Below are 22,734 nucleotides of genomic sequence, written 5' to 3' on the forward strand. Positions count from 1 at the left end.
TATAGAAATTTTAAAAATAAAAATAGAATAATGTAGGAAAGAAAAAAAATATGACAAAACAGCCATAAGTTGTTGAAAATCACAACTTATAGGGCTGTTTTGTCTTGATATTTTTGGTGAACTTCCGTTTTAAATTATGATTCTCGATTGTACATTTCAATTTCCCAAAGCCTGATTTTATAAATATATTCGCTTCTGACAGGTTCTCCGTTTTCACCTCTGTAATAGCACCATTTTTTCAATTCTTCGTCAACAGGTTCTTTTGCATCAACCTTTTTCTTAAATGTGCTTCTGCGGAAATTTCCGATTCCTTTTGCATAAATAAAGTGTGCAACAACTATCTTTTTGTAACCTTTAACACTTGTTTCCCTTTCTGCGTACCAAACAGCTTTGTCAAAGTCTTTTCTTAAAATGTTTTCTGCTTCTTTTCTGGTTATCTTTTCAGGAAATATTTCTCCTTTTTTTATTCTGTGTCCGTATCCTATTGTTTTGATGCCGGCAGCATCATAATATGCTTTACCGCCTGCAAACCCTTCGTGACTTTTTATAAACCCAATCGCTTCTTCGTATCCTTTTTCAAACTGATATTTACTGATGTAGTTTCTTTCAGCTTGTCTCATCTCCTTATTTTCTTTTACTGCAACCGTTTCAGATGGGAATATGTTTTTATAAACCTCATTTGGTGCAAGTAACATGCTTAATACAAAAAAGATTGATGTTTTAAAATAAAATTTCATATAAATTATTTTCATTAAAAAATAAACCGTCATTTGAAATTAACTTAATTAAAAATCAGGTTTTGAGATTATCTCTGTTTTGTAAAAACACACATAACACACTGATCATTAATGAAATTCTTGTGTTTCCCGGTGTATTTTTTTCAAAACGGCGGCAAACATACTGCTATTTTTTTAATATGCAACTTTTTCTAAAAAAAGTTTATTAACAAATGGCTTATTTATACTATGGACTTATTTGTGTTGCAATATTCGCTTATAATCAGGGCTTTGCATTAAGTTTTGAGAGATGTTTTATTTAACAGCACCTATTTTATGATGTTTATTAACAATAAAATTATGCAACAAACGGATAATTTTATGATATTTGCAATTATTAATCATTAAACATATTTCTATGAGATTAAAATTATTTATAATATCAGTTGTTTTATTGCAGTCCAATATCTTTTTCGGACAGAAAAGTGCATTGCAATCAGGACCGATGGTCGGATATTCCGAAATGAAAGAAGTAATGCTTTGGGTACAGACTAACAAGCAGGCAAGTGTAAAAATTCAGTATTATTTAAAAGAGAACCCTGAAATTAAGCATACAACAAACACAGTAGTAACTAAAAAAGAAGACGGATATACTGCACATTTGATTGCAGGTGAACTGGAGCCGGGGAATGTTTACATTTATAACTTATACATTAATAAAAAGAAAATAGTGTTTGATTATCCTACTGAGTTTCAAACATTAAAAATGTGGGAATGGCGAACAGATCCTCCTGAAATAAATTTTGCAACCGGAAGTTGTGCATACATAAATGAAGAAAAATATGACAGACCGGGAAAAGGATACGGAAGTAATTATAAAATATATGAAAGTATTGCAGATAAACATCCCGACTTTATGATTTGGCTCGGGGACAATATCTATTTAAGAGAGCCGGATTGGAATACAAAAACCGGTATAATTCACAGGTACACACATACGCGTTCAACTGATGAAATGAAACGATTATTAGCAAACACACATAATTATGCTATTTGGGACGATCATGATTTCGGTCCTAATAATTCAGATAAAGGGCTTTGGAATAAAAACATGACCTTGGACGCATTCAAAATGTTTTGGGCCAATCCCTCATACGGAGTAGGGGATATTAAGGGTGCAATTACATATTTTAATTGGGGTGATTGTGATTTTTTCATGTTAGACAACAGATATTACAGAGATCCTAATGATTTAATAGCTGACAATAAAACTATTTTAGGAAAAGAACAGCTTGGTTGGTTAAAAGATGCTTTAGTCGGCAGTAAAGCTAATTTTAAGTTTGTTGTAATGGGCGGACAGTTTTTAACAACCGCAGGTTTGTATGAAGTGTATTCAAATTACGGTTTTTCTAAAGAAAGAGCAGAAATAATTGATTTTATTCATGAACAAGAAATAAGAAATGTAATTTTTTTAACCGGAGACAGACATCATTCCGAAATAAATGTTTTAGACAGGGCAACAAAACCTGTTATTTATGATATAACAACTTCTCCTTTAACTTCAGGTGTGGCTTCACGAAAAGAAAATGAAATAAATCCGTTCAGAGTTGAAGGCTCATTAATTAACGCACATAATTTCTCAATTTTCAATGTCACGGGAAAACGCAAAGAGCGAATTTTAACAATTACATTTTATGATAAGGACGGGAAAGAGATTTTTGAGTATAAGATAAAACACGAAAAAAGGGGAGACAGGGAATATAAACGAAAATATTAAAACAAAAAATCAGAAGTTTTTATTATTAGAACAACCCGTTAAATACCGGAACTCTTTTTCGCACTTTTTTTGTTTTTTTCAGAATTTGAGAGTTTAATGTTTCAAATTTATACCCCAATTCGTTGTAAAGCATCAGACTTTGTGTTAATGCATAAAACATATTGTCTTCAGCTTTAATGCTGTCATGAAAAACAATAACAGAACCCGGTCTTGTAAAATGTTTAACATTACTTAAACATGCTTCTTCTGAAATATTTTTATTGTAATCTAAAGATAAAACATCCCAAAGAACAATGTTGTAGTTTTTTCTGATTTCGTTTTGTTGAGAAACTTTCATTCTGCCGTGCGGAGGTCTGAATAAATCAGAATCAATGTATTCTGCCGCTTTTTTAATATTATAAAGATATTCTTTTGTACTTGTCTTAAGCCCTTGTAAATGAGAGTATGTATGATTTCCTGTTGTGTGTCCCTCGGCTAAAATTTCGTTATAAATTGAGGGGTGTTTTTTAACATTTTCACCAACACAAAAAAATGTTGCTTTTGCATTAAATAAATCTAACGCTTTTAATATTTTTTCTGTAATTATCGGAATCGGACCGTCATCAAATGTTAAATAAATAACTTTTTTTTCAGTATTTATTTTCCACGTAATACTGCCGAAAAAGTTTTTAACCATTTTCGGCGGATGTATCAGCAAATCTGATATTTTTCTGTATTTCGGTCTTAAAATTGCTTCCAAAAAGATAAATCTTACCTATTTAAACGCAATAATAGTTAAAATATTCTAACAAACATTAATAATTGTTAATTTATTTTAAGAAATTTTAACATTTGGCGAGCTATTCTGTGTCTTTATTATCCTTTTTTCGGTAAATTTTAAAAATAATCCAAGCGAAACCTAATATTATATGTCCTAAAACAATTATTCCTATAATTTGAAGTATATTAACATCTGACATAATTTTTTCTTCAAAATTAAATAATCTTTTAAATTTACATAATATTCAATGATAAACACAAAAAAAACATACGCAAACATAATCCTTCCGGTTCCTTTGTCGAAGTTGTTTACTTATGAAGTTCCGGAAGTTTTACTCTCTGAATGTACTTCGGGCAAAAGAGCAATTGTTCAATTCGGAAAAAAAAAGATTTACACAGGCATCATTAAAGAAACTCATCAAGAAAGACCTGATTATCAGACAAAAGAAATTATTTCTGTTTTAGATGCCTCCCCGATAATTAATAATTTCCAGTTCAAATTTTGGGACTGGATTGCAGAATATTATATGACTACTTTGGGCGAAATATATAAAGCCGCATTACCTGCCGGCTTAAAATTAGAAAGCGAAACAAACATAAGCCTTAATTCTGAAGTTGATTATTCAGGCATTAACGAAAAAGAGGAATTAATAATAGGCTTATTAACAAATGAAGATTTCTTGCCGATAAGCAAAATTGAAAAAGAAACAGATTTTAATGTTTTGCCGATAATTAAAAAGTTAATTGATAAAAAAATCATTTCTGCGGAAGAGCGAATCAAAAAAAAGTATAAGCCGAAATACGAAGACTACATAAGCTTGGCAGGTGATTTAAAGGATGAAAATAAACTTTCGGAAGTTTTGAATAAACTCAAACGAGCAAAAAAACAAAGTGAATTGCTTATGAGTTTTATTTATATGACAAAATACGGAAATGACAGCTTCGGAGGCATAAAATCTGCCGATGAATTTCTGAAAAAAGATTTACTGAAACATACGGGAGCATCACAAGCAAACCTTAAGGCATTGATTGATAGGGGTTATTTAATCTTAAAAAAGAAGGAAATAAGCAGGTTAAGTGTTGCAAAATATGAAAACTTTGAGAAAAAAGAGTTGAATAAATATCAAACAACGGCATATAACGAAATAAATAAAAGTTTTTCGAAAAAGAATGTTGTTCTTTTGCACGGAGTAACATCTTCCGGCAAAACTGAAATATATATAAAACTTATTGAAGAACAACTTGCAAAAGGGAAGCAAGTTTTGTATTTGCTTCCGGAAATAGCTCTTACATCACAAATTACCGTAAGGCTCGAAAAAATATTCGGAAAAGAGTTATGTATCTTTCATTCTAAATTTAGTGATAATGAGCGAGTTGAGGTTTGGAACAATCTTCAAAATAATACCTGCAAAATAATTTTAGGAGTTCGGTCTTCAATTTTTTTGCCGTTTGATAATTTGGGTTTAATTATAGTTGATGAGGAGCATGAAAACAGCTACAAGCAATATAATCCGGCACCGCGTTATAATGCAAGAGATGCCTCGGTTATTTTAGCACAACTTCACAACGCAAAAGTTCTTCTCGGAACAGCAACACCGTCAATTGAAAGCTATTACAACGCTAAGCAAAATAAATACGGCTTAGTTGAACTTTTTCAAAGATACAAAGACATAAGTTTGCCCGAAATTAAAATTGCCGACACAAAAGAAGCAAGGAAAAAATTACAAATGAAATCTTTATTTGCACCGAAATTGCTTGAAGCCATAAAAGAAGCACTTGAAAATAAAGAACAGATTATTTTGTTCCAAAATCGCAGAGGTTTTTCTCCTTTTACTGAATGTGAAACTTGCGGTTATATTCCGAAATGCGAAAATTGTGACGTAAGTTTAACATATCACAAATTTACCAACCGATTAGTTTGCCATTATTGCGGATATTCCGAACAAGCAACAAGAAAATGTAAGGCTTGTGAAAGTTTGACAATGAAAACGAGAGGTTTCGGCACACAAAAAATTGAGGATGAGATAAAAGAATATTTTCCGGAAGTAAAAGTTGCCAGAATGGATACCGACAGCACAGGGAGCAAAAAAGCATATCACAAAATAATTTATGAGTTTGAAACCGGGAAAACAAATGTGCTTATAGGAACTCAAATGGTTTCTAAGGGTTTAGATTTTGACAATGTTGCACTGGTAGGAATAATGAATGCCGATAATATGCTTAATTTTCCTGATTTCAGAGCACATGAAAGAAGTTTTCAGCTAATGGCACAGGTAAGCGGAAGAGCCGGGCGAAAACACAAACAAGGAAAAGTAATTATTCAAACTTCCGATAAAAAGCACCCGATTATTAAAAATGTAGTTGAGAATGATTATATTACAATGTTTGAAGGTCAATTAAAAATAAGAAAGCAATATAAATATCCGCCGTTTTATAGGCTAATACAAATTAAGGTTAAACATAAGAAAAAAGAACTTGTAAATACAGCATCAGAACAACTTGCAAAAGAGTTGAGGGCAATTTTCGGAGGCAGAATTCTCGGCCCCGAATTTCCTGTTGTAGCTTGGATAAAAACATGGCATATTAAAACTGTTCTTATAAAGTTGGAGAAAAAAAGCTCTCATAAAAAAGCAAAGGAACTTATTAACGGAGTAATAAACCATGTAAAAGCAAACGAAAAGTTCAAATCTGTTCAATTTTTAGCAGATGTTGATGTAGTATAAGTTTTACGAAGCCTAAATTACTGTATTCAAGAGTGCTTCGGCAATTTTTAAATCGGCAGGTGTTGTTATTTTTATATTTTCTCTGTTCCCTTTTGTTAAAAATATTTCCTCTCCGTAAGCTTCAACAACAGAAGCGTCATCTGTAAATATATCTTGATAGTTTTGCTTGTATGCTTTCTTTAAAATACCAACTTTAAATATTTGCGGTGTTTGAATTTCAAAGTATAAATCTCTGTTTACGGTAATTGTCTTTTTTCTTTCTTTTTTCCGTAATGAAAAAACAATTTTTTGTGAAGCAACTGCATTTCCGTATTTTTCTGCTGTAAGAAAACTCCGTTTAATGGTTTCATTACTTACTAAGGGCCTTACTCCGTCATGAACAGCAACAAAACCGTCTTCGGCAACTTCTTTTAAGGCGTTTTTTATAGAATGAAACCGAGTTTTTCCGCCTTTTACGGAATTGTGGGGTATGTTAAAACTATATTTTTCACACAGTTCTTTCCAAAAGTCTAAATACTTTTCCGGCAAACTTAAAATTATATGCAAATTATTATCATAATTGAAAAACCGACTTATTGTATGCATTAATATAGGTTTTCCGGATATTTCCAAAAATTGTTTCGGTAATTCTGTTTCCATTCTTTTGCCTGTTCCTCCGGCTGTAATAATTACATACTTCATAGATGATTTTACGGTTTATATTGTAAGCAAATATAAATATAAAATAATAAAAAAAGCCCGACAATTAATGCCGAGCCTTATTATTATGAAAATCCTACTTATTCAGCTTCAGAAATACATTCAACAGGGCATACATCTGCACATGCACCGCAATCTGTACATTCTTCTGCATTAATTGTGTAGAAATCATCTCCTTCCGAGATACACTCAACCGGACATTCGTCCATACATGCACCGCAAGCAGTACATTCATCAGGATTAATAAAATAAGCCATAGTTTTTTAATTTGATAAATTGAAAATATTTTCTGATTGCAAATGTTATAATATTTTTGTTTTTATCAAAACCAAATCAATAAATTATTATTTGCAATGCTTATTTAAAACATTTCTAAATATGGTGACGGCTGACAATTCAAAATTTAATAAATAATGCTATATTGCCTGAACAAAACATTATAAAATAAATTTAAAATGAAAATATATACAAAAACAGGGGACAAAGGAGAAACTTCACTTTTCAGCGGCGGAAGAGTTAAAAAATCTGATTTGCGAATTAGAGCATACGGCAGTATTGATGAGCTAAATTCATTTATAGGTTTGCTTGCAGCTTATGATATTAATGTGAATTATAAAGAAGTACTTCAAAAAATTCAACAAAAACTGTATAATATCGGTTCCGTTCTTGCCGTTAAAGAAAAAACATCTTTTTCCGGTCCTAAAATTACACAGGCGGATACAGAGTTACTTGAAAAAGAAATTGACAACTTAAATAATAACCTGCCCCCTATTAAGGATTTTATAATTCCGGGCGGAAATATTATTACGGCACAATGCCATATTTGCAGAAGTATTTGCAGAAGAACCGAAAGAGAAGTTGTTGAACTTGCAATAAATGAAGAAATAAATATTATTGTTTTAGAATATTTAAATCGGCTTTCTGATTATTTATTTGTTTTGGGAAGAATGGTTTCGCAAGAAACAAAAGCTGATGAAGTTGTATGGAAGCCCTAATTTTACTGATGTTTTACAAATAGCAATAAAATATTTTTTGTTTTGTATTTTTTTATATATTTGCAAGCCGAAAAAAAGCAGAATACAGTAACCTAATTAATATAAAAATGTACTGGACTTTAGAACTCGCATCAAAATTAGAAGATGCACCATGGCCTGCAACAAAAGAAGAATTAATTGACTTCGCAATTCGTTCAGGTTCACCTTTAGAAGTAGTCGAAAATCTTCAAGAAATTGAGGATGAAGGAGAAACTTACGACAGTATTGAGGATATTTGGCCCGATTATCCCAGCAAAGATGATTTCTTCTTTAATGAAGACGAATACTAAAAAGAGCGATTTTAAAATCGCTCTTTTTAGTATTACATCAGTCACATTTAAAATAAATTTAATTTTGTTTTTGCCAGCCAATATAACAAGATAATTATTGCTCCGTAGAAAAAAGTCATTCCGTATTTGTTAACACGTTTAGAACTTTCCTCGCCGAATTTGTTTTTTATGCCCAGCAAAATAAAACCGATACCTGCAAAAATAAAGATGCCGAGTGTTACATGGTCTTCATTCATTAAATAATTTAATGTTGATACAATAATCATAAAGATACCTGCAATAAGGCTTACTGTGTTTGTTTTGTTTTCCACTGTTCTTATACTAATTTTCAAACAATTTAATTAAATGTTTTATATCATCTAAATTATCTGCATCACTTTTTTTAAGATATGAATGCATTAAAAATTTCAATAATCTTTTTAAAACAACTTTATTAGAGCAAGGTTTAAGTCTTTTGTTTCCGGACTTTATTTTACGATTTTTTAAAAATACGTCAATATCTTTTTTTGTAACAATTGCACCTTTATTTATAGGATTTATATAAAACACCGGTTCTTTGTTTTGCTCATCAAGAAACACTAACAGAAAGTTGCCGGGGAAGTCAATTCCGTAAACAGGAAGGTTTAGTTTTTGAGTAATAAAAAGGTATATTATTGAAATTGTAATATCATTACTCTTTTTTCTTTCCAGCACTTTATTAATATATGAGTTGTCGGGATTTATTATATTAGAAAAACCACCTTTGAAACGCTGAACCGAAAACAATAAGTTGTTAATATTTCTTATTTGTTGTAAACTCGTTAAACTGAAGAAATTTATTTCAGACCGTATGTCGTTAATAATTTTAATTAATTTATCTTCAATATCTTCAAAAATAAGGTTTGGATATTTGTATTTAGCAATCAAATAACTGCCGAATAATATGTCATTATCTTTATTGTTTATCCAAGATGCAAGTTCAATATCTAATTTGCTACGTCTAAGGCTGTTAATAATCGAAATAGTCCTGTCAATAAATAAATCGTCATTTGATAAACTAACGGCAACCTCTAAATCAGGAATTATTTTTTCATCAGCATTAAGTAATTTTTCTTGTACGGCAGAAAATACTATTGTGTCAGTATCATCCAAAAGTTTTATTAATGCAGACAATTCTCGGCTTTTCATTTACCTTTGTTAGTTTGTTAAACGTTCAAGAACAGTTTTAACAAGTTTATCAACAGCAACTTTATAATTTTGGCTGTATTCTTTTCTTATACGGTTTGCTATTATACTGCAAACAGTTAGTGCGTTATGCCCGAGCAATACTGATAAACCGGCAATTGCGGAACTTTCCATTTCAAAGTTCGTTATTTTTCTTCCTTCATATTCAAAGGCTGTAATTTTATCGTTTAAATTCGGGTCAACTGTTTGAAGTCTCAGAACTCTTCCCTGCGGACCGTAGAAGCCGGGAGCAGAAATTGTAATTCCCTTAATCATTCCTTCGCCTATTTTTTCGACTAATGATTTTGAAGCATCGGCAAAATAAGGTGCCGGTAAGTTTTTATTCCAGTTTGTATAAGTTTTAAAAGCATTTTCAATATTTTCATTTCCGAGTTTTTCTCTTCCCTGATAAAAGTTTAACAAACCGTCAAAGCCTATTGAAGTTTCAGAAATTACCGGAGTATCAACAGGAATATCGCCTTGTAAAGCTCCGGATGTTCCTATTCTTATTAAATTAAGCGTTTTATGTTCTGTTTTCGGAATGCGTTTTTCTAAATCAATATTTACGAGAGCATCTAATTCATTTACTACAATATCAATATTATCTGTTCCGATGCCTGTTGATAAAACTGTAACTCTTTTTCCGTTAAAAATTCCGGTATGTGTTTTAAATTCTCTGTTTTGAACTTCAAATTCTATAGTGTCAAAATATTTTGAAACCATTTCAACACGTCCTTGGTCGCCGACAAGAATAACATTGTCTGCAAGATTTTCAGGTTTCAAGTGTAAATGAAAAATACTTCCGTTTGCATTCAGTATTAATTCTGATTCTCCGATTCTGTTCATAATGCTAAAATTTTTGATAATTTACAAAGATAGTAAGTTTTCAAAAACATAAGCAGATATAACAATTAATTTATTTCAGGTTTTAGTCCGGATGTCCGATATTTTTCAGAATTAAAGGTTACATTCGTTTTAATTTCCAACCGGAAACAACGGTTGAATTTATTTTTCCTTTGTGGCTTACCGCTTTATTGTTATTTTCGGAGATAATTTTTGAAGCAAATATTGCAGCAATTTTTTCGGCATCTTTATCTTTCGTTATTAAGCTTTCGGGCGTAAAGAACTCACTTACAAAGCTTGTGCTGTAATTGCCCGATTTGAACGCCTCGTGTTGCATAACAAATTTACCGAAAGGCAAAGTTGTTTCTATACCTATAACCCTGTAATCATCAATAGCTCGTGTCATTCTGTTGATTGCTTCTTCTCGTGTTCTGCCAAAAGTACACATTTTTGAAATCATTGGGTCGTAATAAATCGGGATTTCCATTCCTTCTTCAAAACCGTCATCAATCCTTACGCCTATTCCTTCCGGTTTTTTATATGTTTCAAGTTTTCCTATGTCAGGCAAGAAGTTGTTTGCAGGATCTTCTGCGTAAACTCTTAATTCAATGGCATGCCCGTTAATTTTTAAATCTTCTTGTGTAAAACTCAACGGATGCCCTTCGGCAATTCTTATTTGCTCTCTCACCAAATCAATGCCGGTAATAAGCTCGGTTACAGGATGCTCCACCTGCAACCTTGTGTTCATTTCTAAAAAATAAAACCTGTCTTCGTTATAAAGAAATTCAACTGTTCCTGCTCCGACATAATTGCATGATTTTGCAACTTTTACGGCAGTTTCTCCCATTTTTTTTCGGAGTTTTGGGGTTAATACTGTCGACGGAGCTTCTTCAATAACTTTTTGGTGTCGTCTTTGTATCGAACATTCGCGCTCAAACAGATAAACAGTATTGCCTTTCATATCTGCCATTATTTGAACTTCAATATGTCTCGGAGAAGTGAAGAACTTTTCAATAAAAACTGAGCCGTTTCCGAAAGCGGAAGTTGCCTCATTTACAGCCATTTTCATTTGTTCTTCAAAATCTTTTGCTTCAAAAACGGCACGCATTCCTTTTCCTCCGCCTCCGGCTGCTGCTTTTATCAAAATTGGGTATCCTATATCTTCGGCAATTTTTTTTGCAGCATGAATATCGGTAATTGCTTTGTCCGTTCCGGGAATCATCGGGATATTATAATCTTTAACGGTGTCTTTTGCTTTTAATTTATCACCCATTAAACGAATTGCTTCGGGGTCGGGACCGATAAAAATAATTCCGGCATCTTTAACCTTTTGTGCAAACTCGGCATTTTCCGATAAAAATCCGTAGCCGGGATGTACGGCATCAACATTAAGTTCTTTACAAAATTGAACTATTTTATCTCCGAGAAGATAAGATTGGGCAGAGGCAGGCGGTCCTAATAAAACGACCTCATCTGCATATTTTACATGCGGTGAATTTCGATCGGCTTCGGAATAAACAGCAACTGTTTTTATGTTCATTTCTTTTGCAGAACGCATTACTCGTAATGCAATTTCTCCTCTATTTGCGACTAATATTTTCTTTATTCGAGTCATAAATATTCCGTATTTTTCGGTTCGCTAAAATATGAAAATATCGGTATGTTTGCAATAATTAGCTTGAAAAGAAACGAGAAAATTGTTAATATTTTTTTATAGAAAGTAACCGGTGTAATTTCTATATTTTTGAATTTAACCATGTTAAAACATCATTATAAACTTCTTTGTTATTCGTTTCGTTTAATGTTTCGTGTCGAGCATCAGGGTAAATTTTTATTAAGATGTCAGAAATGCCCGCATTTTTATACATTTCATAAACATCATTAACTTGTTTTCCGTTTTTACTGACAGGATCTTTACCTCCGGCAAAAAGATACACAGGCAAATTTTTTCTTACTTTATTTGCAGTTTCTTTTTTATTAACTGATTCAAGCCCTTTCATCATATCATTAAAAAAGCCGACGGAAAAAATTGTTCCGCAATAAGAATCTTTAACATATTTATCAACTTGTTCATTGTCTCTGCTGAGCCAATCAAATTCAGTACGATTTGGTTTAAAAGCTTTATTAAAATCTCCGAAAGAAAGTTTGTTCATCAGAGGACTTAAACTTTTTTTCTTTTTAAATAACATAATTAAGCCGGTTAATGCAATTCCGACTTTTCCTAATAATCCTGCCGACCCTGCTGTTCCGGACAAAATTACGCCGGATACATTGTCAGAGTGTTGAATTATATATGTTCGAACAATAAAAGACCCCATGCTGTGTCCTAATAAAAATACAGGTAAGTTATTATATTCTTGTTTTGCAATTTTAACAAGCTCAGATAAATCATCGGTTACTTTTTGCCACCCGTTGTTTTCAGCAAAAAATCCGAGCTTTTCAATGCTCCCTGCTGTTTTTCCGTGCCCCCTTTGGTCGTGTGCAAAAACAATATATTCGTTTTCATTTAAGAAACCTGCAAAATTATCATATCGTTGTGCATGTTCTGCCATTCCGTGAGTAATTATAAGAATCGCTTTTGCACTTTGTTCGGGTGTGTGTTTGTAATAAACAATTTTAGTATCATCGTGCGATTGAAATGTATGTTCTGACTTTGCCATTTTATTTATTTTAAAGATTTCTGACATCTAAAATAACATCAGTATAATTATCTTTGTTGTTAATTATATCTAATAATAAGTTTGCTGTTTCTTCTGTTGTAGCCAATTCGTTATTTTCTTTTAAATCGATAAATTTTTCAACATTAGAAAACTCACTCGGAGATGTTTCTCTTATTTGTTTTTGCATTTCGGTATCAATTACTCCCGGAGCAACTGAAAAAACCTTGATTTGATTTTTTTTCGAAAAAAAGGATTGTTCAATATCTATGTTTTTGCTGAACATATCTAATGCTGCTTTTGATGCACAATATACACTCCATGCGTCAATTGTATGTCTTCCGGCTCCTGAACTGATGTTTAAAATTGTTCTTTTATTTGTATAATTTTGATATTTTTTGATAAAATTGTTCATTAGAATACTAGGAGAAACAATATTGACATTATAATCATTTATTATTTCAACGTTTTTCATTTTTCCTACTCTTAATATCTCCGAAATAATCCCGGAGTTATTAATCAATACAATTTCTTCCGCATCTTCAACAGTCGGAAAAAAAATACTTTCTGTGTCATTTAAATCTGACAAATCAGTTGTTATATGACTGTAATTTTTATGTTTTATTGTACTTGTTCGTGAAATTCCGGTAATCTTAACAGTATCATTTTTGAGTAAGATTTCCGCAATTGACTTTCCGATTCCACGACTTGTGCCGGTGATAAAATAGTGTTTCATCCTTGTTTTTTATTTAGGTTTTGAGATTACAATATAACAATAAATTTTAAATATTTTCTTTTTTCTTATTACTTTTTATAACAAATTTATCTCTTACCCATTTAGGTCCGATTATTACGCCGGCAATTAGGTACGGATAATAAGTAAACAACCGCCAAACAAAAGCTGTAATTATTGCAATACCTGCAACTTGCGGCATAAAGTCGTTTAAATATTCGGAAAAAATATATTCTGAGAATCCGCTGCCTCCGGGTGTCGGACTTACGAGCATCATTATCCACATTACCAGCTGTTTAGCAAATAACAAGAAGTGTTCATTTTTCATCATAAAAAATGCTGCAAATAATGCATTTACAACCCAATATCTTGATGTCCAAGAAATAAAGGTTGCTCCGGCAGCTTTGAACCAAAAACTGAATGGTTTTCGCTTCAATTCTTTTGAATTACTTATAATATCCAAACTTGCTCTTCTTGCATCATTTCTCCAACGTCTTAACGGTTTTAAACTAAAAATTGCCAGAATTGTTTTTTTTATGATGACGGGATTAACGAATAAACCGTAACTAAGAAAAATATTATATGCTAATTTAATTGAATAACCGATAACGGCAAAATAGAAAAATTCGTTAGCAAAAGTTAGCCCGGATGATTCGCCTATTGTAAAAAGTGTTTCCGGACCGACGGCAAAAAACATAAGCGGAAACATTAAAATAAAATACATTTCATCTAAAAATGAAGTTGCCATTACTATTGCAGTACTTTTTCCTATGCTTATACCTTCTTTATGAACAAATACAACGGCAACACCGGTTCCTCCGATAACAGAAGGAGAAACAGCGGAAGCAAATTCCCACAACATAATAACTTTAAATGCTTGCCGCCAACTTATTTTTTTTTCACTTAAAACTCTCAGGCGTGCCATATATCCGACATCTCGCAAAGCCATAAACATTGCTGCAATAATCAGGAAAAGAACAGTAAAAACGGAGAAATCAACGACATCAAAAGAAATCCCTTTGTCTTTCACTTGTAGCCAAAGCAAAATAAAAACACCGAGAACACCTATTATTGCAGGAATAATTATTTTCTTGGGGTTAATCTTTTTTTCCAGATTTCCTTTTTCTCTGAGATCTTTTTTTGCCATTAATTTAGTTAATTTTTAAAATACATTTTTTGCAATCTTTTTTATATTGTCTGATTTCCCTATAGTATAATAATGAACAGCGGGAACCCCGTGTTTAATAAGTTCTTTAGATTGTTGTGATGTCCATTCAATTCCTATTTGTTTTACGGCTTTATTGTCTTTTGCATTTTCTATTTCAGAAGCAAGTTCCTCAGGAATATCAATATTAAAAACTTGGGGTAAGAGGTCTAAATCCTTTTTTAACCTTACCGGTTTTATTCCCGGAATAACGGGAACATTAATTCCTTCATTTCTGCAAAGTTTTACAAAATCAAAATACTTTTTGTTGTCAAAAAACATTTGTGTAACAATATATTCAGCACCGGCTTCAATTTTCATTTTCAGATATTTTAAGTCTGATTTCATATTTGCTGCCTCATTGTGTTTTTCGGGATAACCGGCAACACCTACGGAAAAGTTTGTTTTGGTTTTATTTTGAATGTTTTCGTCACAATATTGACCGGAATTCATGTTCATTATCTGCTTTATTAACCCTAATGTATGTTCATGCCCGTCTTTTTCGGGTTTAAAATATTTTTGATTTGCAGGCGGGTCTCCTCTTAAAACCAAAAGATTATTCATTTCTAAAAAATTAAGGTCAATTAAAGCGTCTTCTGTGTCTTCTTTTGTAAACCCTCCGCAAATAATATGCGGAACAACAATGGGGCTTTGGTATCGATATTTAATGGCAGCAGATATTGCAACTGTTCCGGGTCGTTTTCTGATTGTTTTTTTTTCAATAACTCCGTTGTTATGTTCCTTATATACCACTTCTTGCTGATGATATGTTACATTAATATTCATCGGGTCAAATTCTATCAGAGGGTCGATAACATTGTAAATGTCTTCCATGCTTCCTCCTTTCATCGGCGGAAGTATTTCAAAAGAGAAGTATGTTTTTTTTGTATTTTTTAATTTATCTATAAGTTTCATCAAATATTTTTTCTTTCAAGCAAAGCACGAATTAATAACAAAAAAAAATAATTGAAAAATAAATCTTTGTTGAATTGTATATTTATTCGAAAGTTAATTTTAAAATAAAAAAGACTTTTCCGAGTTAATATACCGAGAAAGTCTAATTTTTATATATCAGCATTAATTATTCGTTCTTTAATAATTGTTTTGCCTCTGCTAATAATTCCGGCGATTCTGCTTTTGGGTAACTTAAATCCATTTCTTTCATGGTTTTGTGAATTATTTTTCCTATGGCAATTCTTGAAAACCATTTATTATCTGCGGGAATAATATGCCACGGAGAAATCTCAGTTGAAGTTGCGTTAATCATATCTTCAAATGCTTGTCTGTATTTGCCCCAATATTTTCTTTCTTTTAAATCTCCGCTGCTGAATTTCCAATTTTTTTCAGGAGTGTCAAGTCTTGAAAGAAATCTGTTTTTTTGTTCTTCTTTTGAAACGTTCAGGAAAAACTTTATTATACGTGTTCCGCTGTGATGTATGTGATTTTCAAAATCATTAATTCGTTTATACCTGTTTGCCCAAAATTCATCGTTTACTTTTTCAACTGTATCAATTCCGGGTATGCGTTCTCCGAGAAGATATCCGGGGTGAACTTTTGTTACTAAAACATTTTCGTAATAAGAACGATTAAATATTTCAATCATTCCTCTTTCGGGAAGAGCTTTATAATGTCGCCACATAAAATCATGTTCTAATTCATTTTTTGAAGGGGCTTTAAAGCTGTGGACACGACACCCTTGCGGATTAATGCCTCCCATAACATGTCTTATTGCACCGTCTTTGCCGGCTGCATCTGATGCTTGCAAAATAATAAGTAGAGAATACCGGTTATCTGCATAGAATACTTCTTGAATTTCTCTTAATTCTTTTGTATTCTTTTTAAGGTCTTTTTTTGCAGAATGTTTATCATATTTCCCAGTATATTTTGTATCGTAATCTTTCAGGTCAATCTTTTTTCCGGGTTCTGCAAATAATTTGTTCATTTCAAATTCCATAATGTAGTATTTAGAGATTAATTAATGATTTTTGATGTATTAATATTTCATTCCGAAAACCAACACATCATCAATTTGTTTATTTGTTTTTTTCCTGTTATTAAACTCAATGTCCAATATTTCTTTCTGCTTTTCAAGGGGTTCTGTATAAATTTTTTCTAATAAGCGTTTAAATCGTTGAATTGTATATTTTTTAGGGTTATTGATACTTCCTCCGAATTGATCGGCATAACCGTCAGAAAAAAGATAAATTATATCATCTTCTTCTAAAGAATATGTTTGGAGTTTGAACGGTATTTCTTTAGGGTAAATCCCGACAGGATTCATAACAGGAATTAGTTCCGTAATTTTCCCTTTTCTCATCAAGTATCCCGGTTGATTTGCCCCTGCAAAATATAATTTTTGTGATTGATAGTCAATAACACATAATGCTATATCAATTCCGTCGGTTTGCTCGTCAATTTCTCCGGTTTGGCTTAGGGATTTTTTTAAAAAGAATCTCATTTCTTCAAGAATATAATCCGGTCTTTTTAAATCAGAATTCAGACTTAATTCATTTAATAAAGATATTCCGAACATACTTACAAATGCTCCGGGAACACCGTGTCCGGTGCAATCTGCTGCAGCAAATGCTAAAAAACTGTCTTTTTTCATTGCCCAATAAAAGTCTCCGCTTACTATTTGCAAAGGCTTAAACAATACAAAGTAATCTTCAAATATTTGCTTCATGTAAGTTTCTGAAGGCATAGCAGCATTTTGAATTTTTTTTGCATATTCAATACTGTCGGTTATTTTCTTGTTTTGTTTTTTTATGTGTCCGGTTGCTCTTTGTTTGTGTTTTAAGCTTATAAAAATAACTAAAATAAATATTAACAAAACTATTGTCAGGATAATGAATGCAACAGTTTGATATTTTTTTTGTTTTAAACGAGCATCTTTTTTTGCAATTTCCAATTTATGGTTGTCAATTTCAGCTTGTCTCTTATTTGCTTGATATTTTGCCTCGGTTTCTTCAATTTGTCTGTTTTTTTCTTTATTAAATAAGGTATCTTCAAAAGATTTATACTTTTTATGATAAAAAAGAGCCTTTTTATAATCTTTCTTTTTTTCATATACCTCAAAAGTTTGTTTGTAAGCATTTTTTTCAAGAGAAATTGCTCCTATTTCTTTTGAAATTTCTATTGCTCGGTTGCAATAAAATAATGCCTTATCAAATTTATTTGTTGTAGAATAAAGGTTGGCTAATCCTAACGATACATATATTTCTCCTTGCCTGTTTCCTAAATTATTGGTTATAATAAGTGCTTTTGCTAAATATAATTCAGCTTTATTATATTCTTTTTTTCTTATGTAACACTCAGCCATATTATCATAAACTTGGGCTTGCATAATTAATATATTGTTTTCGACAACATAGGTCAACGTTTTTTGAAAATATGCTAATGCTTCATCAGCTTTATTCATGCGTAGCTTAATAATTCCTATGTTATTATTGCATTTTGCAGCCCCTAATTTATCATTAAATTCTATTGACACCTTAAGACTTTTTTCATAGTAATTCAGCGACTTTTCTATATTGTTTAATTCAAAGTGAACCATTCCTATGTGGAAGTATAAACCTGCCGTTTCTCTTTCGGATAAAAAGCCGATCTTAATCAAATTATCAATAATTTCCTGTGATTTAATATAATATTCAAGTGCTGTTGAGTGGTTTCCTTTATCTAAATATATATCGGCTATTCCGGAAAGGTTATTTGCTTTTAAATATTTTGAGGCACTTTTTAATTTAATGTCATCTGTTTTTGAAATCAGAACATTTAACTCTTTTATTGAATTCCGGAATATTCTTCCGGATTTTTCGTACTTCATTAACCCGGATAAGAAATAAGCAGATTTATACAAAGCTTTAGCATGCAGGTATATACCTTTTTCTTTTATAATAATGTCGGAAGATTTTATTAGCTCGGCACTTAAGTTTTGAGCCAATGAAATATAATATACAGAAGAATCAGGATTTGAATTATATAATGTTTCACTTATTTTAATCAGACCTTTTATTTTGGTGGTGTCGTGTTTTGCATTATTTATTTTTTGCAAAATAGAATCAACCTTATTATTTTGTGAATAACAAAAAGATGAAATAACAAGAAAGAAAAATAAAACAACAAAACGATTCATATAATACAATAAAATTTATTGCAATTTAAAAAAAAAATAGAAACTCTGTTTCAACAATCTTAAATTTTCATGAAAATAATCTGTAAAATGACTAATACCCCATGTTGCTCCTCAAAAACCTCTCTGCAAGTTCAATGTTAATTCCTTTACGCTTTGCATAATCTTCAACCTGTTCTTTGCTAATTTTCCCGAGATTAAAATAACGTGCTTCAGGGTTTGCAAAATACAATCCGCTTACGGATGCTCCCGGATACATTGAAAAATTTTCCGTTAGGTTCATTCCGGCATTTTCTTCGGCTTTAAGTAAGTCAAATAACACTTTTTTTTCTGAATGCTCAGGGCAAGCAGGATAGCCTATTGCCGGACGAATTCCCTGATATTTTGATTTAAAAAGCTCAGTAACTGTTAAGTCTTCGTTTTCGGCAAAAGCCCAAAATTCAGTTCTTACTTTTTTATGCATAAGTTCTGCAAATGCTTCGGCAAAACGATCAGCCAAGGTTTTAAGCATTATTGCAGAATAATCATCATTTGCATCTTCAAATTCTTTTACTTTTTTCTCAATTCCCAAACCTGTTGTCAGTGCAAATGTGCCTATATAGTCCTGTTTATCTCTTGTTTTTGGTGCAATATAATCTGCTAAGCATAAGTTCGGTTTATTGTCTTGTTTTTCGGTTTGCTGTCTTAAAAATCGGAAAGTTGTAAGCTGTTTCCCTTGCTCGTTATAAACTTCAATATCGTCTTTAACAGAATTTGCGGGGAATAATCCGATAACAGCATTTGCGTGCAACCATTTTTTTGAGATAATTTTTTTCAGCATCATTTGTGCATCATCATACAGTTTTTTTGCTTCGCTTCCTTTTTTTGCATCTTCAAAAATTTGCGGAAATCTGCCTTTTATTTCCCAAGCATGAAAAAAGAAAGTCCAATCGAAAAATGGTAAAATTTCTTCAAGCGGAAAATGTTTTAAGGTCTTAATTCCGGAAAATTTAGGTTTAGGGCTTATAAAATTTGAAACAAACTTGTTTTTCCTTGCTTTTGATAAGGGGATTAAGGGTTTTAACTTTTTATTTGCGTGTTTTTTACGAATTTGCTCATATTCTTCATTCAAATTTTCGAGGAAAACATCTTTTTCCTGAATAAGTTCTCGGGTAATTCCCACGCTTTGCGAAGCATCAATCACATGAACGGCAGCACCTTTATATTCGGGTGCAATTTTCACGGCAGTATGAATTTTTGAAGTTGTTGCACCGCCTATGAGTAAAGGAATATTCATGTTTCGGTTTTGCATTTCTTTGGCAACACTTACCATTTCTTCCAAAGACGGTGTTATAAGCCCGCTTAAACCGAGTATGTCAACATTCTCTTTCTCAGCGACTTCAAGTATTTTGTCGGTCGGAACCATAACACCCAAATCTATTACTTCAAAATTGTTGCAAGCCAAAATAACTCCTGTTATATTTTTTCCTATGTCGTGAACATCGCCTTTTACGGTTGCCAATAAAATTTTTCCGGCGGAACTATTTGTTCCTTCTGCTTTTTCTGCTTCAATATACGGAAGTAAAATTGCAACAGCTTTTTTCATAACCCTTGCACTTTTAACAACTTGGGGTAAAAACATTTTTCCGTCGCCGAAAAGCTTTCCTACCCTGTTCATGCCTGCCATTAATGGTTTTTCAATAACATCAAGAGCTTGCGGATAATTTTTCCGAGCTTCTTCAACATCTTTATCAATAAATTCGGTTATTCCTCTTACCAAAGCATGGCTCAAACGTTCATCAACAGTTTTTTTTCGCCAATCTTCAATTTTATTCTCTTTTTTACCCGTATTTTTTACTGTTTCGGCATATTCAATAAGCTTTTCGGTTGCATTTTTGCTTCTGTTAAAAATAACATCTTCGGTAAGTTGTAATAAATCTTTAGGGATTTCATCATAAATTTGCAACATTCCGGCATTTACAATTCCCATGTCTAGACCGGCTTTTACGGCATGATATAAAAATACAGAGTGCATTGCTTCACGCACAACATTATTACCTCTGAAAGAAAATGACAGATTGCTTATTCCTCCGCTGACTTTTGCATAGGGCAAGTTTTTTTTAATCCACTTTACAGTATTTATAAAATCAACAGCATAATTATTATGTTCCTCAATTCCGGTTGCAATTGTGAGAATGTTGGGATCGAAAATTATGTCTTCCGGCGGACAGTTAACTTTCTGTGTGAGAATATCATAGGCTCGTTTGCAAATTGCTGTTTTTTCTTCGAAAGTTGCAGCCTGACCGTTTTCGTCAAACGCCATAACAACGACAGCCGCACCATATCGGCGAATTTCTTTTGCATGATTTATGAAAACATCTTCGCCTTCTTTTAAGCTTATTGAATTTACGATTGCTTTTCCTTGCAAACATTTTAAGCCCGCAATAATTACATTATGCTTAGAGCTGTCAATCATAACGGGGACTTTTGCTATATCCGGCTCAGAAACTAAAAGACTAAGAAAAGTTACCATTTCAATTTCGGCATCGAGCATGGCATCGTCCATGCAAACATCAATAATTTGAGCTCCGTTTTCAACTTGTTGCCTTGCAATAGTCAGAGCTTCCTCGTATTTTTTTTCTTTTATCAATCGTGCAAACCTTCTTGATCCTGCAACATTCGTGCGTTCTCCTATGTTTATGAAGTTATTTTCTTTACTTATTTCAAGAAGTTCTAATCCGCTTAATTTACTTTTTATTTTCTTTTCGGCAACTTTATGAACTTGCGATTTATCGGCAATTTTTACAATTTCGCGAATATGTTCCGGGGTTGTTCCGCAACATCCTCCGATTATGTTTACATAAGAACTATCAAGAAACTGTTTAATTTGAATTGCCATTTTATCGGGAGTTTCGTCATATTCTCCGAATTGATTGGGCATTCCTGCATTTGGGTGTGCCGAAATTTTGAAGTTTGATTTTTCTGACATTTCAACAATATGCGGAAGCATATCGTGTGCACCTGTTGAGCAATTCAGCCCTATTGTGAGCAAATCGATATGTGAAAGAGAACTTATAAACGCCCCGACTGTTTGTCCCGAAAGTGTCCGACCGCTTTTATCTGTAACAGTTCCGGAAACCATTATCGGAATTTTAATATTTCTTTTTTCAGCTTCGTTTTGAACGGCAAAAAGTGCAGCTTTGGCATTAAGAGTGTCAAAAATAGTTTCGATTAAAATAATATCTGCACCCCCGTCAAGTAAACCTCTGATTTGCGGAATGTAACAATCTACAACATCGTCAAAATTTACCGCACGCATACCCGGGTTTTCAACATCGGGCGACATTGATGCAGTTTTGTTTGTAGGTCCCACGGAACCTGCTACAAAACGAAATTTCTCAAGATTCTTTTCGGAAAATTCATCACAAAGGTTTCTTGCAATTTGAGCAGATTTTAAGTTCATTTCATAAACCAAATCATATTGGTGCATATCATAATCTTCCATTGAAATTAGATTTGCATTGAAAGTGTTGGTTTCAAGAATATCTGCACCGACTTCAAGATATTTTCGATGAATTTCTTCAATAACTTGCGGTTGAGTAATTGAAAGCAAATCATTATTTCCCTTTAAATCAAGATGGTAGTCGGCAAATCTTTTTCCTCTGAAATCTTTTTCGGAAAGTTTGTAAGACTGAATTAAGCTCCCCATTGCTCCGTCAAGAACGAGAACTTTGTTTTTAAGTGCTGTGTATAATTTGTTTGAATTTTTCATGTTTTTTTATTAAATTATTATTCCCAATATCGGGCAGGTTTTGGCACCTACCTTAATGCAAGGGGTTGCCGGAGTTTCATTGAGCCTGGTCTCTCCGCTCCTCTTAATAATTCAAACTTTTATGATACGAAAAGAATGAACGAAAGATGTTACAAATAAAAAGGATTTTTACTTTATTTCAAAATTTATTGTTTCTTTGATTACTTAATTGCTGTT

Annotated in this window: 19 protein-coding genes and 1 riboswitch; of the genes, 4 read left to right on the forward strand and 15 right to left on the reverse strand. The window is 32.3% G+C overall.

Annotation, left to right across the window (positions count from 1 at the left end):
* Positions 1–134: 134 nt before the first annotated feature.
* Positions 135–737, reverse strand: a complete 603-nt coding sequence (locus L3J35_11650) for a lysozyme (protein ID MCF6366845.1) — start codon at positions 735–737, stop codon at positions 135–137.
* A 397-nt stretch (positions 738–1,134) separates the two neighbouring features.
* On the opposite strand from L3J35_11650, the gene L3J35_11655 reads away from it, so the two are divergent.
* A complete protein-coding gene (locus tag L3J35_11655; protein ID MCF6366846.1) occupies positions 1,135–2,493 on the forward strand; it encodes an alkaline phosphatase family protein in 1,359 nt (452 codons plus the stop codon).
* A 25-nt stretch (positions 2,494–2,518) separates the two neighbouring features.
* On the opposite strand, the gene L3J35_11660 is transcribed toward L3J35_11655, so the two are convergent.
* Positions 2,519–3,232, reverse strand: coding sequence for a polysaccharide deacetylase family protein (locus tag L3J35_11660; GenBank protein MCF6366847.1), 714 nt, complete (start codon positions 3,230–3,232; stop codon positions 2,519–2,521).
* Positions 3,233–3,500: 268 nt separating this feature from the next.
* Here L3J35_11660 and priA point away from each other — a divergent pair, with 268 nt between their 5' ends.
* Positions 3,501–5,975: a primosomal protein N' gene (priA, locus tag L3J35_11665; GenBank protein ID MCF6366848.1), complete on the forward strand. Its 2,475-nt coding sequence runs from the start codon at positions 3,501–3,503 to the stop codon at positions 5,973–5,975.
* A gap of 12 nt (positions 5,976–5,987) precedes the next feature.
* Here priA and L3J35_11670 read toward each other — a convergent pair whose 3' ends face one another.
* A complete protein-coding gene (locus tag L3J35_11670; GenBank protein ID MCF6366849.1) occupies positions 5,988–6,656 on the reverse strand; it encodes a 2-C-methyl-D-erythritol 4-phosphate cytidylyltransferase in 669 nt (222 codons plus the stop codon).
* Positions 6,657–6,754: 98 nt separating this feature from the next.
* Positions 6,755–6,931: a 4Fe-4S binding protein gene (locus L3J35_11675; GenBank protein ID MCF6366850.1), complete on the reverse strand. Its 177-nt coding sequence runs from the start codon at positions 6,929–6,931 to the stop codon at positions 6,755–6,757.
* A 198-nt stretch (positions 6,932–7,129) separates the two neighbouring features.
* Between L3J35_11675 and L3J35_11680 the strand changes: the two genes are divergently transcribed.
* Positions 7,130–7,669 carry a cob(I)yrinic acid a,c-diamide adenosyltransferase gene (locus L3J35_11680; GenBank protein MCF6366851.1) on the forward strand — a complete coding sequence of 180 codons (540 nt, stop codon included), beginning with the start codon at positions 7,130–7,132 and terminating at the stop codon, positions 7,667–7,669.
* Between the two features lie 107 nt (positions 7,670–7,776).
* Complete coding sequence (locus tag L3J35_11685) at positions 7,777–7,998, forward strand: DUF2795 domain-containing protein (GenBank protein MCF6366852.1); 222 nt, start codon at positions 7,777–7,779, stop codon at positions 7,996–7,998.
* A gap of 47 nt (positions 7,999–8,045) precedes the next feature.
* Here the strand turns inward: L3J35_11685 and L3J35_11690 are convergent, their stop codons facing one another.
* From L3J35_11690 to metH, 11 genes are all read right to left on the reverse strand, one after another.
* Positions 8,046–8,309 carry a hypothetical protein gene (locus L3J35_11690; GenBank protein ID MCF6366853.1) on the reverse strand — a complete coding sequence of 88 codons (264 nt, stop codon included), beginning with the start codon at positions 8,307–8,309 and terminating at the stop codon, positions 8,046–8,048.
* 10 nt (positions 8,310–8,319) lie between these two features.
* On the reverse strand, positions 8,320–9,165 hold the full coding sequence (locus L3J35_11695; protein MCF6366854.1) for a transglutaminase-like domain-containing protein: 846 nt from the start codon (positions 9,163–9,165) through the stop codon (positions 8,320–8,322).
* Between the two features lie 9 nt (positions 9,166–9,174).
* The gene (locus tag L3J35_11700; protein ID MCF6366855.1) at positions 9,175–10,047 is read right to left on the reverse strand and encodes a nucleoside phosphorylase; all 873 of its coding nucleotides are present in this window, start codon (positions 10,045–10,047) and stop codon (positions 9,175–9,177) included.
* Positions 10,048–10,165: 118 nt separating this feature from the next.
* Positions 10,166–11,659: an acetyl-CoA carboxylase biotin carboxylase subunit gene (gene accC / locus L3J35_11705; GenBank protein MCF6366856.1), complete on the reverse strand. Its 1,494-nt coding sequence runs from the start codon at positions 11,657–11,659 to the stop codon at positions 10,166–10,168.
* A 121-nt stretch (positions 11,660–11,780) separates the two neighbouring features.
* A complete protein-coding gene (locus L3J35_11710; protein ID MCF6366857.1) occupies positions 11,781–12,704 on the reverse strand; it encodes a lysophospholipase in 924 nt (307 codons plus the stop codon).
* A 10-nt stretch (positions 12,705–12,714) separates the two neighbouring features.
* On the reverse strand, positions 12,715–13,437 hold the full coding sequence (locus L3J35_11715; protein ID MCF6366858.1) for an SDR family NAD(P)-dependent oxidoreductase: 723 nt from the start codon (positions 13,435–13,437) through the stop codon (positions 12,715–12,717).
* 46 nt (positions 13,438–13,483) lie between these two features.
* Positions 13,484–14,581: a flippase-like domain-containing protein gene (locus L3J35_11720; protein ID MCF6366859.1), complete on the reverse strand. Its 1,098-nt coding sequence runs from the start codon at positions 14,579–14,581 to the stop codon at positions 13,484–13,486.
* A gap of 15 nt (positions 14,582–14,596) precedes the next feature.
* The gene (locus L3J35_11725) at positions 14,597–15,553 is read right to left on the reverse strand and encodes a methylenetetrahydrofolate reductase (GenBank protein ID MCF6366860.1); all 957 of its coding nucleotides are present in this window, start codon (positions 15,551–15,553) and stop codon (positions 14,597–14,599) included.
* Between the two features lie 166 nt (positions 15,554–15,719).
* Positions 15,720–16,592, reverse strand: a complete 873-nt coding sequence (locus tag L3J35_11730) for a polyphosphate kinase 2 family protein (protein ID MCF6366861.1) — start codon at positions 16,590–16,592, stop codon at positions 15,720–15,722.
* Positions 16,593–16,631: 39 nt separating this feature from the next.
* The gene (locus L3J35_11735; GenBank protein MCF6366862.1) at positions 16,632–18,770 is read right to left on the reverse strand and encodes a tetratricopeptide repeat protein; all 2,139 of its coding nucleotides are present in this window, start codon (positions 18,768–18,770) and stop codon (positions 16,632–16,634) included.
* A 91-nt stretch (positions 18,771–18,861) separates the two neighbouring features.
* Positions 18,862–22,518: a methionine synthase gene (gene metH, locus L3J35_11740; protein MCF6366863.1), complete on the reverse strand. Its 3,657-nt coding sequence runs from the start codon at positions 22,516–22,518 to the stop codon at positions 18,862–18,864.
* Positions 22,519–22,529: 11 nt separating this feature from the next.
* A riboswitch (SAM riboswitch) is annotated at positions 22,530–22,631 on the reverse strand.
* Positions 22,632–22,734: the final 103 nt, after the last annotated feature.

The sequence above is a fragment of the Bacteroidales bacterium genome (assembly GCA_021648725.1).
Taxonomy (GTDB): Bacteria; Bacteroidota; Bacteroidia; order Bacteroidales; family JAADGE01; genus JAADGE01.

What these genes read in the sequence shown, in the direction of transcription:
- L3J35_11710 (MCF6366857.1), bottom strand. Translation starts at nt 12,704, where the DNA reads ATGGCAAAGTCAGAACATACATTTCAATCGCACGATGATACTAAAATT.
- L3J35_11735 (MCF6366862.1), bottom strand. Translation starts at nt 18,770, where the DNA reads ATGAATCGTTTTGTTGTTTTATTTTTCTTTCTTGTTATTTCATCTTTT.
- L3J35_11650 (MCF6366845.1), bottom strand. Translation starts at nt 737, where the DNA reads ATGAAATTTTATTTTAAAACATCAATCTTTTTTGTATTAAGCATGTTA.
- L3J35_11670 (MCF6366849.1), bottom strand. Translation starts at nt 6,656, where the DNA reads ATGAAGTATGTAATTATTACAGCCGGAGGAACAGGCAAAAGAATGGAA.
- L3J35_11720 (MCF6366859.1), bottom strand. Translation starts at nt 14,581, where the DNA reads ATGGCAAAAAAAGATCTCAGAGAAAAAGGAAATCTGGAAAAAAAGATT.
- metH (MCF6366863.1), bottom strand. Translation starts at nt 22,518, where the DNA reads ATGAAAAATTCAAACAAATTATACACAGCACTTAAAAACAAAGTTCTC.
- L3J35_11655 (MCF6366846.1), top strand. Translation starts at nt 1,135, where the DNA reads ATGAGATTAAAATTATTTATAATATCAGTTGTTTTATTGCAGTCCAAT.
- L3J35_11700 (MCF6366855.1), bottom strand. Translation starts at nt 10,047, where the DNA reads ATGAACAGAATCGGAGAATCAGAATTAATACTGAATGCAAACGGAAGT.
- L3J35_11685 (MCF6366852.1), top strand. Translation starts at nt 7,777, where the DNA reads ATGTACTGGACTTTAGAACTCGCATCAAAATTAGAAGATGCACCATGG.
- priA (MCF6366848.1), top strand. Translation starts at nt 3,501, where the DNA reads ATGATAAACACAAAAAAAACATACGCAAACATAATCCTTCCGGTTCCT.
- L3J35_11675 (MCF6366850.1), bottom strand. Translation starts at nt 6,931, where the DNA reads ATGGCTTATTTTATTAATCCTGATGAATGTACTGCTTGCGGTGCATGT.
- L3J35_11680 (MCF6366851.1), top strand. Translation starts at nt 7,130, where the DNA reads ATGAAAATATATACAAAAACAGGGGACAAAGGAGAAACTTCACTTTTC.
- L3J35_11695 (MCF6366854.1), bottom strand. Translation starts at nt 9,165, where the DNA reads ATGAAAAGCCGAGAATTGTCTGCATTAATAAAACTTTTGGATGATACT.
- L3J35_11725 (MCF6366860.1), bottom strand. Translation starts at nt 15,553, where the DNA reads ATGAAACTTATAGATAAATTAAAAAATACAAAAAAAACATACTTCTCT.
- L3J35_11730 (MCF6366861.1), bottom strand. Translation starts at nt 16,592, where the DNA reads ATGGAATTTGAAATGAACAAATTATTTGCAGAACCCGGAAAAAAGATT.
- L3J35_11715 (MCF6366858.1), bottom strand. Translation starts at nt 13,437, where the DNA reads ATGAAACACTATTTTATCACCGGCACAAGTCGTGGAATCGGAAAGTCA.
- accC (MCF6366856.1), bottom strand. Translation starts at nt 11,659, where the DNA reads ATGACTCGAATAAAGAAAATATTAGTCGCAAATAGAGGAGAAATTGCA.